We start from the raw sequence: 11039 nt of genomic DNA, 5'->3' as shown, positions 1-11039 counted from the left end.
TTCCGCGCCGCCGCCGCATGACGTCATCCGGGTGACGTACAGTCACAGCCATGAGCGAAGTCATCATCACCGTCCGAGGCGAACATGAACTGCGGATCGCCCCCGAGCGCGCCACGCTGCATCTGTCGGTCGCGCTCGACGGCCCCGATCGCGCGGACGTGGTCGAGCGCGCCCTCGCCGTCGCCGCGCCCGTGCGCGAGGGCATCACGGCCAGGGAGCAGCAGGGCAGCATCACCGAATGGACCAGCCAGCGACTCAGCGTCTACGCCGACCGTCCCTGGAACACCGAGGGCAAGCGCCTCGCCCCCGTGTACCGCGCGAGCGTCGAGTTCACCGCCACCTTCGCAGACATCTCCGAGATGTCGGTCTGGGTCACCGAGCTGTCGGTCATCGAGGGCGTGACGGTGGGACACGTCGACTGGCACCTGACCCCCGAGACCGAGCGCGAGGTCGAGCGCGAGGTGGCCACGCAGGCCGTCGGGGTCGCTGTCTCGCGAGCGCGCGCGTACGCCGAAGCTCTGGGTCTGACCAACGTGGCGCCCCTGGAGATCGCCGATCGCGGTCTCATCTCGGAAGGAAGTGCGCCGATGCCGAAGGCCGCCGCGATGCGCGGCTCCGCGATGATGATGGAGGCAGCTCCGGCCATGGAGTTCCAGGGCGAGGAGATCACCGTGTCGGCCACGGTCGAGGGGCGCTTCTCGGCGAGCTGATGACGGGATGCCCGATGCCGAACATTTCGTCCGGCATCGAAACGATTCCGCTCCACGATGGATGCATGAGCAGACACACATACAGCACCGACCTCGATTGGTCGGGCAGCACCGGGCAGGGTTACCACCACTATGACCGCACCCACACGGTGGGTCTCGGCGCAGCCGGATCGCTCACCGCCAGCGCCGACCCTGCTTTCCGAGGGCAGCCGGAGCTGCCCAACCCCGAGCAGCTGCTGCTCGCCGCAGCCAGCTCGTGCCAGCTGCTCTCGTTCCTCGCGGTCGCCGCTCTCGCGAAGGTCGACATCGTCGGCTATGCAGACTCCGCCGAGGCGGTGATGCCGGCGGATGCTGATCCGATGCGCCTCACCGAGATCACCCTGCGCGTCGATGTCGTTGCTCGCGGCACCGACGAGTGGACCGTGCGCGAACTGCTGGAGGCGGCGCACGAGCAGTGCTACATCGCCAACACGCTCGCCACCCCCGTGCGGGTCGTCGCCGACGTGGAGATCATGTCATGAACGACATCGCCGTGCCCGTACCCGACGGCGCGAGCTCGCTCGCACGGATCGGTGAGATTCTGGGTGAGGCGAAGATCTCGCTTGAGGGAGGCGGCATGTGGGGCGGCGTGGCACACTACCTCGTGGCCGACGGCAGGGCCGCGATGCGCGCGCTGGTGGCGGCCGGCTTCCACGGCGTCGAGGCACGAGAAGCGGTGGTCGTGCCACTCGACGCCGACGTGCCCGGTGCCCTTGGCCGGATCATGGCCCGCCTCGCCGACGCGGGCATCGGCCTGCTCGCCCAGTACAGCGACCACGACAACCGCAAAGTGCTGGTGGTCGACCGTCCGGCGGCTGCGAGAGAGGCACTGGCATGAGTGATCCGGTTCGCCTGCCGCTGGAGGAACTCGGACCTGTGATCGGCGAGCCGGCACGTCTGCGCATCCTGCATGAACTGTCCGGCGGCACGCCGCTTCCGGCCGGGGCCCTGGCGGCACGACTGCGCCTCGCGCCATCGACCGTCAGCGCCCACCTCGCACGGTTGCACGATGCCGGACTCATCAGCATCGAACAGCGCGGACGCACGCGGCTCGCCACTCTGGCGGATGCGGCGGTGGCCGAGGCAGTCGAGTCGCTGCTGCTGCTCTCCGGCGAGGTCCCGGTGAACTCCCTCACCGGGTTCGACCGGCGGGCCGCCATGCGAGAGGCGCGCTCCTGCTACGACCATCTCGCGGGGCGCGCGGGCGTGTTCATCGCACGACTGGCGCTGGATCGCGGCTGGATCGCCGGTTCAGCGGGTGCCTGGAGGCTGCCACACGACGAGGACATCACGGGCATCAGCGATGGGCTCGGACTCACGCTCACCTGGGGCGACTCGAAACGACCTGCCGTCCGCCCGTGCGCCGACTGGACCGAGCGCGAACCGCACATCGCGTGCCGTCTCGGTCACAGCATCCTGGGCGCCATGATCGATGACGGCTGGCTCCGGCGGCGGCGTGATGACCGCGCCCTCACCATCACCCCGCGTGGCAGAGAGCGGCTCGCCGCGCTCGGTCACAGCGGCCTCTGACGCGCAGGTGCGGCTCAGATCGCGAACGGCGCCAACTCGGCCGCCAGACGCTCCGACACGTGCGCGTGCACGGCGGTGCCGGTCTCCCGGTGCTCGGCCGACAGCAGCACGCCGCTCTCGTGCACGGCCGCGACCAGGTCGCCCCGGTCGTACGGCACCAGTGCGCGCACCTCGACGGCGGGCATCGGCAGCATCCGCTCGATCGTCGCCCTCAGCTCGTCGATCCCCTCGCCGCTGCGCGACGACACGAAGTGCGCGTCGGGCGCGAGCCCGCGCAGTACGAGCCGCTCGTCCTCGCCGATCAGGTCCGACTTGTTGAACACGACGATCTCGGGGATCTCCCGTCCGCCGACATCGCCGATCACATCGCGCACGGTCTGCAGCTGGGCAGACGGGTCGGGGTGCGACCCGTCGACGACGTGCACCAGCAGATCGGCCTGGCCGACCTCTTCCAGAGTGGATCGGAAGGCCTCCACCAGCTGGTGGGGCAGATTGCGCACGAAGCCCACGGTGTCGGTCAGGGTGTAGACGCGGCCATCGGCCGTCTCGGAGCGGCGCACAGTCGCGTCCAGCGTTGCGAACAGCGCGTTCTCGACCAGCACACCGGCACTGGTCAGTGCGTTGAGCAGACTCGACTTGCCGGCATTGGTGTACCCGGCGATCGCCACCGATGGGATGGTGTTGCGCTTGCGTTCGGCGCGTTTCGCGTCGCGCGCCGGGGCGAAATCGCGGATCTGCTTGCGAAGCTGCGCCATGCGGGTGCGGATGCGACGGCGGTCGAGCTCGATCTTGGTCTCACCTGGTCCGCGCGAGCCCATGCCCGCACCGCCGGCGCCGACCTGACCACCGGCCTGACGGCTCATCGAATCACCCCAGCCGCGCAGACGCGGCAGCAGGTACTCGAGCTGCGCGAGTTCGACCTGCGCCTTGCCCTCACGGCTCTTCGCATGCTGGCTGAAGATGTCGAGGATCACTGTGGTGCGGTCGATCACCTTCACCTTGACGACGTCCTCCAGCGCACGGCGCTGGCTGGCGGCGAGCTCGGTGTCGGCGATCACGGTGTCGGCTCCGACGGCGGCGACGATGTCCTTCAGCTCCTGCGCCTTGCCGCGACCGAGATAGGTGGCCGGGTCGGGGTGCGGGCGCCGCTGCAGCAGGCCGTCGAGCACCACTGCGCCCGCGGTCTCGGCCAGCGCGGCGAGCTCACGCAGCGAATTCTCGGCGTCATCCTGCGCGCCCTGCGGGTACACGCCGATGAGCACGACGTTCTCCAGTCGCAGCTCGCGGTACTCGACCTCGGTGACATCCTCGAGTTCGGTGGACAACCCACCCACGCGGCGGAGCGCGTGACGGTCATCGAGATCCCATTGCGCGCCGTCGGCGTCGGTGTGCGTAGCGGTGTTCTCATCCTGCAACGCCTGTGCTGCGCCGAACACCCGTGGCTCCACGCGGGTCTCGGCGCGTGCCAGCACTCGGTCGAGCGCGTTGTTCTCGGTGTTCTCGTCGTTGGTGTTCGTCATTCGGTGCTGAACTCTGCCCTCTCTGAAATGGCGCCTTAACCTTAGCCCGGCCTGTCCGGTACGCTCACTGCATGGCGTCCGACCACTACTTCACTGCTGCCCCGGCGAGCGCCGAGAACCTCCGGACGATCCACGTGAGGCTCGCGGGGCGCGACCTCGAGCTCACCACCGCCGGCGGTGTGTTCAGCCCCGACCGGCTGGATGCCGGCACCGCGGTGCTCTTCGCCAACATGCCGCCCCTCCCCCCGGGCGGGGACTTCCTCGATCTCGGCTGCGGCTGGGGCCCGATCAGTCTCACCATGGCCCTGTCCGCCCCGCACGCGACCGTGTGGGCGGTGGATGTCAACGAGCGTGCGCTCGACCTCACCCGGCGCAACGCGGCCGCGCTCGGCCTCACCAATGTCAACGTCGTGCTGCCCGACGATGTTCCCGAAGACGTGCGGTTCCGCACGATCCGGTCGAACCCGCCCATCCGCGTGGGCAAGAGCGAGCTGCACAGCATGCTGCGGCGCTGGATCCCGCGCCTCGACGAGCGCAGCGACGCCTGGCTGGTCGTGCAGCGCAATCTGGGCTCCGATTCGCTGCAGCGCTGGATGGCGACGTCCTTCGGGGCCGGATACAGCGTGCACAGGGCCGCGACCGGCAAGGGATACCGGGTGCTGAAGGTGCGCAGGCACGGCACTCCCCCGACCGAGCCGATCGACGTCGCCGAGTAGTCCGGCCGCTCACGCCGCTCAGGCGAGGTCGATGTCACCTCGATACACGAGCTGCGCGGGTCCGGAAAGGGCGACGTGCTCACCATCCGCGGCCGGGAACATGTTCACGCCCAGCACACCGCCGGGCACCACGACACGCCACTGGCTCGGTGCGCGCTCCCCCGCCCAGTGCCGCACCGCGAGCGCGGCCGCCGCCGCCCCCGTGCCGCAGCTGAGCGTCTCGCCGACGCCCCGCTCGTGCACGCGCATCCGCACGTGCCCGACGCCGTCGCGCACCAGCGGCTCGCCGGGCACAACGAACTCGACGTTCGCGCCGCCGATGGGCGCGGGCTCGAGCAGCGGAGATGGGTTCAGATCGAGATCGTCGAGCTCATCGTCGGATGCCAGCGCCACGACGACATGCGGATTGCCGACGTCCACGCCGAGCCCCGGACGTGCCACCGACAGACCCGCCGCGCGGGCGAGCGGCTCACCGCCGGCGAGCCGCCAGGGTCCGAGATCCACCTGGTATCCGGTGCCGCTGAGTGTGACGTCGCGCACGCCGGCTCGGGTGCCGATCCGCAGTGTCGATCCGGTCTCGAGCGCCGCGAGCCCCGCACGCAGCAGGTAATGCACGAAGACGCGGACACCGTTGCCGCACATCTGAGCCGGCGAGCCGTCGGCATTGCGATAGTCCATGAACCACTCGGCCGCCGGCTCTTCTGCGAGTGCGGCGGCACCCTCGTCGATCGCCGTCGAGCGCACCACGCGCAGCACACCGTCGGCGCCGACACCGAAGTTGCGGTCGCACAGCGCCTGCACCTGCTTCGAGGTGAGCTCCAGCATGCCGTCGACGTCCTCGATGATCACGAAGTCGTTGCCGGTGCCGTGCCCTTTGGTGAATGCGACCATGCGCCCCAGTCTATTCAGCGGATGCGCGGCGCCGGATCAGGCGACGGATTCGGCAGGAGCGTCGGCGATCAGCCGTTTGCCCGTCATGCCGATGTCGAACCGCTCGTAGCCGACTTGGTCGTAGAACGCGAAGACGATCTCGTTTCCCGGTCGCACCATCAACTGGACCTTCGGGCACCCCAGTGCGATCAGCCGGCGCTCCGCCTCCTCGACGAGCATCCGCCCGATCCCCTCACCGCGGCGACCGGCAGCAGTGGCGAGGTAGTACAGCCAGCCTCGGTGCCCGTCGTACCCGCCCATGACCGATCCGACGATGGTGCCGCCGTCTTCTGCCACGATGAGCAGTCCCGGCCAGACCGCCAGCATCCGCTGGATATCGGCGCGTGCGTCGTTCCATGGCCGGATCAGGCCGGCTTCGTCCCAGAGTGCGACGACGGGTTCTGTATCGGCTGCAGTGAAGGTCCTGATCTGCGTGGTCATGCGGTCCCGTCCTGCGCGCCGTTCAACACGCGGTAGCGCGTGCAGGCGAACGCCCGGTTGCGCGCAACGTCGATGAGTTCGAGATCGAGCCTACGGGGCAGCACGGGCGCGCCCGACCCGAGAATGACCGGAGCGTACTGCACCCATACCTCGTCGAGCAGGCCGGCGTCGGCGAACTGACCCGCCAGGTCTCCCCCGCCGACGATCCAGATGTCTCTGCCGTCGGCCGCCGTCACCATCTCGGCATGCACGTCACGCACATCGGCGCGAGTAACTTGCACCGGTGCGCCCTCGGGCAGTTCGAGATCACGATGCGAGAAGACCCACGTGGGCAGGGTGTAGCTCCATCCGCCGACATCGTTCGCCATCACCCATTCGAAGGTGTGCGAGCCCATCGCCATCGCGCCGAGCCCGGCGGCGAAGCCCGCATACGCCATCGGTCCGTTCTCGTCGATGTCCTGCTTCAGCAGCCAGTCCAGCGAGTGATCGGCGGTGGCGATGAAGCCGTCGAGGCTGGAGGCGGTGTAGTAGTGGGTGGTCATGTCCCCATCCTGCGCCTCACCGCCGACATTCGGACGCGCGGGGCTTCGGGCCGATCAGTGCAGCAGCATCCCGGCGTCCGCCGAGCCCGACTCCAGCCATTCGATGTCGGGGTAGCGCTTGAACCACGACACCTGCCGACGGGCATAGCGGCGCGTCAGCGCCTGCGTCTCGGCGATGGCATCCGACTCTGTCTTCTCACCCCGCAGCTGGGCGAGCGCCTGCGCGTACCCGATCGCGCGGGGGGCGGTGGCCCCGTCCTCGATGCCGCGCTCGCGCAGCGTTGCGACCTCATCGAGCATCCCGTCTCGCCACATCCGCTCGACGCGGCGATCGAGGCGCTCGACGAGGACGTCGCGCGGTGCGCCGAGGCCCACGATGCGGAGGGCTGGATGCCACGGCTCAGGCCGCTCGGGCAGCGCGGCGCCGTGGGTCGCTCCGCCCTGTTCCAGCACCTCGAGCGCGCGGATGATCCGGCGGCCGTTCCTGGGGTCGATGCGCGCGGCGGTGGCCGGATCCTGCTCGGTCAGTCTGGCGAGCAGCGCACCGGCACCGCGCTCGTCGAGTTCGGCTTCCAGACGCGCGCGCACGGTGGGGTCCCTGGGCGGGAACCGGAAGTCGAAGATCACGCTCGAGACGTAGAGTCCCGAGCCGCCGACGAGGATCGCGTCACCGCCGCGCGCATGGATCGCCTCGATCGCCGCGCGGGCCAGCGGCTGATACCACGCGACGGCGGCCTCGTCGGTGACGTCGCGGACGTCGAGGAGATGATGGGGGATGCCACGGCGCTCGCCGACCGGCAGCTTGGCCGTGCCGATGTCCATCCCCCGGTACAGCTGCATCGCGTCGGCGTTGACGATCTCGGCGGGGTTGCCGCGAGCCCGCAGCGCGTCGGCCAGGTCGAGCGACAGCTCGCTCTTGCCCGTGCCCGTCGCACCGACGACGGCCCAGACCCGCCCGGTCATCGCCGCCCGCCCGGCGTGTGCAGCGTCGTCACACCCCGACGCGCAGGGTCGGCAGGCCCAGCGACACCGCGCGCGGAGCGCCGTCAGCCGCCGCCGGTGCGGGTACGCCGCAGGTCTCGGCCTGCGCGCGATCCCAGGCGTCGCCCCCGCGGGTGCGGCGGATGCGCAGAGGCGCACCGGTGGGGTCGTCCGCCAGCAGGTGGAACGGCGCACCGTGCGTGATCTTCACGGTCACGACATCGCCCGGGCGAGGGAGCTCCGAACCCGGGGTGAGCTCGAAGTGCACCAGGCGGTTGTCTTCGGCACGGCCGGTGAGGCGGTGCGTCTCCGCATCCTTCTTGCCCTCGCCGACCGAGACCAGCACCTCGACCTCGCGGCCGACCTGCTTCTGATTCTCCTCCAGCGAGATCCGCTCCTGCAGCGCGATCAGGCGGTTGTAGCGCTCCTGCACGACCTCCTTGGGAACCTGGTTCTCCATGGTGGCCGCCGGCGTGCCCTCGCGGATCGAGTACTGGAAGGTGAATGCCCCCGAGAACCGGGACTGCTCGACGACGCGCATGGTGTCTTCGAAGTCCTCATCGGTCTCACCGGGGAACCCGACGATGATGTCGGTGGTGATCGCCGCGTGCGGGATGCGCTCGCGCACCTTCTCGATGATGCCGAGGTAGCGCGAGCTGCGGTACGAGCGACGCATGGCGCGCAGGATGCTGTCGCTGCCGGACTGCAGCGGCATGTGCAGCTGCGGCATGACGTTCGGCGTCTCGGCCATCGCATCGATGACGTCGTCGGTGAAGGCTGCGGGGTGGGGGCTGGTGAAGCGGATGCGCTCGAGACCCTCGATCTCGCCCGCGGCACGCAGCAGCTTGCTGAACGCCTCACGGTCGCCGAACTCGACGCCGTAGGAGTTCACGTTCTGCCCCAGCAGAGTCACCTCGATCGCGCCGTCCTCGACGAGCAGGCGGATCTCGTTGAGGATGTCGCCAGGACGCCGGTCCTTCTCCTTGCCGCGCAGACTCGGCACGATGCAGAACGTGCAGGTGTTGTTGCAGCCGACCGAGATCGACACCCAGCCGCTGTGCGCGGAGTCCCGCTTGGTGGGCAGAGTCGAGGGGAAGACCTCGAGCGACTCGAGGATCTCGAGCTCAGCCTCGCCGTTGTGACGCGCACGCTCGAGCAGCCCGGGCAGCGAGCCCATGTTGTGGGTGCCGAAGACGACGTCGACCCAGGGCGCCTTGTCGAGCACGGCCTGCTGATCCATCTGCGCGAGGCAGCCGCCGACGGCGATCTGCATGCCCTCGTGCTTGTCCTTGACCGACTTGAGGTGGCCGAGTGTGCCGTACAGCTTGCCTGCGGCGTTGTCGCGCACCGCGCAGGTGTTGATGATGACGATGTCTGCGTTCTCGCCAGCATCCGCCCGCACATACCCCGCGCTCTCCAGCGAGCCGGACAGCCGCTCGGAGTCGTGCACGTTCATCTGGCACCCGAAGGTGCGCACTTCGTACGAGCGGCGACGCCCGTCGGCGTGCGTCGCGGCTGCCGAGGGCGCGATGATCGTGGGTTCACTGCGCGGAGTAGTCATGGTGACAGCTATTCTACGAGCCGTCCGGCCCGGGCGCGCCGCCCGGCCGGAGTACCGACGCACCCACGCGTGGCGCATCAGTCGGAATCGACGAAGCGCACTCCCGATCGACCAGCCGATCCGCCGCCCGCCTCGCGCAGCGCGGTGCGTGCCGCGTTCATCGCGACGCCTCCCCCGTAGCCGCGACGGGCCAGCTGCCCGAGCAGGCGCCGCAGAGCCGTGTCGGGCTCGAGGCCGGTCATGCCGCGGGCCTTGCTGCGAGCGAACTCCAGCGCGCGCTCCGCATCGTCATCGGGCAGTTCGGAGAGGACATCGTCGATGATCTCACGCGGGATGCCCCGCTGCGACAGGGAGCGGGCGATCGCCACACGGCCTTGACCCTTGCGCTCCACACCGGAGGTGACGAGCAGCGTTGCGAGGGTGCGATCGTCGATGTAGCCGCGGGCCAGGAAGTCGTCGATCACGTCTTCGATACCGTCACGGTCCAGGTCGTTCTCGCGCAGCACGCTGCGAGCCTCGGCCACCGAGAGCGCCTTGGCGCGCAGTTTGCGCACGAGAGCCTGCTCGGCGCGCTCCCTGACCTGCTCGAGGTCGGGCGACATGCCCTCGTCTCCGCGCGCTTCGCCCTCGTCACCCGCGCGCTGAGCGTGGGCACGGAGCGCGACGGCCTGCTCGGCGTGTGCGAGAGCCGCCGCCGCCCGCGCCGCCGGATGAGTGGCGCTCGGCTCGCGTTCACTCGACGATCCGAAGAGCGGGATGACGGGGGCGAGGTGCTCGCCCCCGTCATCATCACGGTGCACAGGTCACCCCGGTTGTTGAGCGACGCCGAAACACGGTTGTTGAGCGATGCCGAAACACGGTTGTTGAGCGACGCCGAAACATCAGGCCGGGCGGCGCTCGGCCAGTTCGTCGGCGGGCGTCTCGGCCTTCACGCCGATGCCGAGCTTCTGCTTGATCTGCTCTTCGATGGCCAGCGCGATGTCATCGTTGGTGCGCAGGAAGTTGCGGGCGTTCTCCTTGCCCTGACCGAGCTGGTCACCGTCGTACGTGTACCAGGAGCCCGACTTCTTCACGATGCCGTGCTCGACGCCGAAGTCGATCAGGCTGCCCTCGCGGGAGATGCCGACACCGTAGAGGATGTCGAACTCGGCCTGCTTGAACGGCGGAGCCATCTTGTTCTTGACGACCTTGACCCTGGTACGGTTTCCGACCGCCTCGGTGCCGTCCTTCAGCGTCTCGATGCGACGGATGTCGAGGCGCACGGAGGCGTAGAACTTGAGCGCCTTTCCACCGGCCGTAGTCTCGGGAGACCCGAAGAATACGCCGATCTTCTCACGCAGCTGGTTGATGAAGATCGCCGTGGTCTTGGTCTGGTTCAGTCCACCGGTCAGCTTTCGCAGCGCCTGAGACATGAGGCGAGCCTGCAGACCGACGTGCGAGTCGCCCATCTCGCCCTTGATCTCGGCCTCGGGCACGAGGGCGGCGACGGAGTCGATGACGACCAGATCGATCGCCCCGGAGCGGATCAGCATGTCGGCGATCTCGAGCGCCTGCTCACCCGTGTCGGGCTGAGAGACCAGCAGCTGATCGATGTCGACGCCCAGCTTGCGCGCGTACTCGGGGTCGAGCGCGTGCTCCGCGTCGATGAAGGCGGCGATACCGCCGGCACGCTGCGCGTTGGCGATCGCGTGCAGGGTCAGCGTCGTCTTACCCGACGACTCCGGCCCGTAGATCTCGATGATGCGTCCGCGCGGCAGCCCCCCGATCCCGAGGGCGGAGTCCAGCGCGATGGATCCGGTCGAGATGACCTCGACCGGCGCGCGCTCGTCGCTGCCCAGCCGCATGATCGATCCCTTGCCGAACTGGCGCTCAATGTGTGCGAGGGCGGAATCCAGCGCCTTCTCGCGGTCGTCGGTGGATGGCATGACGTGCTCCTTGGTATCTCGAATGCTGCTGCCTGTAGGCTGTCGCGGCCTCCCCGGTGGGGTGACTCTCCGACAAGGCGCATGGCCCGAAGCCACGTCTCTCACGGTACGAGGGGCCACCGACATCGTGTCGGGAATCCCACG

Annotated in this window: 13 protein-coding genes; 5 read left to right on the top strand and 8 right to left on the bottom strand. The window is 69.1% G+C overall.

The window, feature by feature from the left end; genetic code table 11:
- Positions 1-50: 50 nt before the first annotated feature.
- The 4 genes from WDU99_RS16535 to WDU99_RS16520 all read left to right on the top strand — a co-directional run bounded on the left by WDU99_RS16535 (position 51) and on the right by WDU99_RS16520 (position 2279).
- Complete coding sequence (locus WDU99_RS16535) at positions 51-710, top strand: SIMPL domain-containing protein (protein WP_337333570.1); 660 nt, start codon at positions 51-53, stop codon at positions 708-710.
- Positions 711-775: 65 nt separating this feature from the next.
- The gene (locus WDU99_RS16530) at positions 776-1231 is read left to right on the top strand and encodes an OsmC family protein (protein WP_337333569.1); all 456 of its coding nucleotides are present in this window, start codon (positions 776-778) and stop codon (positions 1229-1231) included.
- Positions 1228-1587, top strand: coding sequence for a hypothetical protein (locus WDU99_RS16525; RefSeq protein ID WP_337333568.1), 360 nt, complete (start codon positions 1228-1230; stop codon positions 1585-1587). Before WDU99_RS16530 ends, WDU99_RS16525 begins: the two co-directional genes overlap by 4 nt.
- Entirely contained in the window at positions 1584-2279 is a 696-nt protein-coding gene (locus WDU99_RS16520; RefSeq protein WP_337333567.1) for an ArsR/SmtB family transcription factor, read from the top strand. The genes WDU99_RS16525 and WDU99_RS16520 overlap by 4 nt, the downstream gene beginning before the upstream one ends.
- Positions 2280-2293: 14 nt before the next feature.
- Here the strand turns inward: WDU99_RS16520 and hflX are convergent, their stop codons facing one another.
- Positions 2294-3799 carry a GTPase HflX gene (gene hflX, locus WDU99_RS16515; RefSeq protein ID WP_337333566.1) on the bottom strand — a complete coding sequence of 502 codons (1506 nt, stop codon included), beginning with the start codon at positions 3797-3799 and terminating at the stop codon, positions 2294-2296.
- Positions 3800-3870: 71 nt separating this feature from the next.
- Here hflX and WDU99_RS16510 point away from each other — a divergent pair, with 71 nt between their 5' ends.
- Positions 3871-4515 (top strand): class I SAM-dependent methyltransferase, encoded by a 645-nt coding sequence (locus WDU99_RS16510; protein WP_337333565.1) that lies wholly within the window; start codon positions 3871-3873, stop codon positions 4513-4515.
- 18 nt (positions 4516-4533) lie between these two features.
- Here WDU99_RS16510 and dapF read toward each other — a convergent pair whose 3' ends face one another.
- The 7 genes from dapF to recA all read right to left on the bottom strand — a co-directional run bounded on the left by dapF (position 4534) and on the right by recA (position 10895).
- Positions 4534-5406 carry a diaminopimelate epimerase gene (gene dapF / locus WDU99_RS16505; RefSeq protein ID WP_337333564.1) on the bottom strand — a complete coding sequence of 291 codons (873 nt, stop codon included), beginning with the start codon at positions 5404-5406 and terminating at the stop codon, positions 4534-4536.
- 36 nt (positions 5407-5442) lie between these two features.
- Positions 5443-5886, bottom strand: a complete 444-nt coding sequence (locus WDU99_RS16500; RefSeq protein WP_337333563.1) for a GNAT family acetyltransferase — start codon at positions 5884-5886, stop codon at positions 5443-5445.
- On the bottom strand, positions 5883-6428 hold the full coding sequence (locus tag WDU99_RS16495; RefSeq protein WP_337333562.1) for a dihydrofolate reductase family protein: 546 nt from the start codon (positions 6426-6428) through the stop codon (positions 5883-5885). Before WDU99_RS16495 ends, WDU99_RS16500 begins: the two co-directional genes overlap by 4 nt.
- 54 nt (positions 6429-6482) lie before the next feature.
- Positions 6483-7391, bottom strand: a complete 909-nt coding sequence (miaA, locus tag WDU99_RS16490; protein WP_337333561.1) for a tRNA (adenosine(37)-N6)-dimethylallyltransferase MiaA — start codon at positions 7389-7391, stop codon at positions 6483-6485.
- 28 nt (positions 7392-7419) lie between these two features.
- A complete protein-coding gene (miaB, locus tag WDU99_RS16485) occupies positions 7420-8970 on the bottom strand; it encodes a tRNA (N6-isopentenyl adenosine(37)-C2)-methylthiotransferase MiaB (protein ID WP_337333560.1) in 1551 nt (516 codons plus the stop codon).
- Between the two features lie 77 nt (positions 8971-9047).
- Entirely contained in the window at positions 9048-9770 is a 723-nt protein-coding gene (locus tag WDU99_RS16480; protein WP_337333559.1) for a regulatory protein RecX, read from the bottom strand.
- Positions 9771-9851: 81 nt separating this feature from the next.
- Positions 9852-10895 (bottom strand): recombinase RecA, encoded by a 1044-nt coding sequence (recA, locus tag WDU99_RS16475; protein ID WP_337333558.1) that lies wholly within the window; start codon positions 10893-10895, stop codon positions 9852-9854.
- Positions 10896-11039: the final 144 nt, after the last annotated feature.

The sequence above is a fragment of the Microbacterium bandirmense genome (assembly GCF_037204185.1).
GTDB lineage: Bacteria > Actinomycetota > Actinomycetes > Actinomycetales > Microbacteriaceae > Microbacterium > Microbacterium bandirmense.
Note: the sequence above shows the minus strand (reverse complement) of the source record. Positions and strands in the feature narration are given on the sequence as shown.

Coding starts and splice junctions, on each gene's coding strand:
- miaB (WP_337333560.1), bottom strand. CDS start 8,970: ATGACTACTCCGCGCAGTGAACCCACGATCATCGCGCCCTCGGCAGCC.
- WDU99_RS16525 (WP_337333568.1), top strand. CDS start 1,228: ATGAACGACATCGCCGTGCCCGTACCCGACGGCGCGAGCTCGCTCGCA.
- WDU99_RS16535 (WP_337333570.1), top strand. CDS start 51: ATGAGCGAAGTCATCATCACCGTCCGAGGCGAACATGAACTGCGGATC.
- WDU99_RS16500 (WP_337333563.1), bottom strand. CDS start 5,886: ATGACCACGCAGATCAGGACCTTCACTGCAGCCGATACAGAACCCGTC.
- WDU99_RS16495 (WP_337333562.1), bottom strand. CDS start 6,428: ATGACCACCCACTACTACACCGCCTCCAGCCTCGACGGCTTCATCGCC.
- WDU99_RS16530 (WP_337333569.1), top strand. CDS start 776: ATGAGCAGACACACATACAGCACCGACCTCGATTGGTCGGGCAGCACC.
- recA (WP_337333558.1), bottom strand. CDS start 10,895: ATGCCATCCACCGACGACCGCGAGAAGGCGCTGGATTCCGCCCTCGCA.
- miaA (WP_337333561.1), bottom strand. CDS start 7,391: ATGACCGGGCGGGTCTGGGCCGTCGTCGGTGCGACGGGCACGGGCAAG.
- WDU99_RS16510 (WP_337333565.1), top strand. CDS start 3,871: ATGGCGTCCGACCACTACTTCACTGCTGCCCCGGCGAGCGCCGAGAAC.
- hflX (WP_337333566.1), bottom strand. CDS start 3,799: ATGACGAACACCAACGACGAGAACACCGAGAACAACGCGCTCGACCGA.
- dapF (WP_337333564.1), bottom strand. CDS start 5,406: ATGGTCGCATTCACCAAAGGGCACGGCACCGGCAACGACTTCGTGATC.
- WDU99_RS16520 (WP_337333567.1), top strand. CDS start 1,584: ATGAGTGATCCGGTTCGCCTGCCGCTGGAGGAACTCGGACCTGTGATC.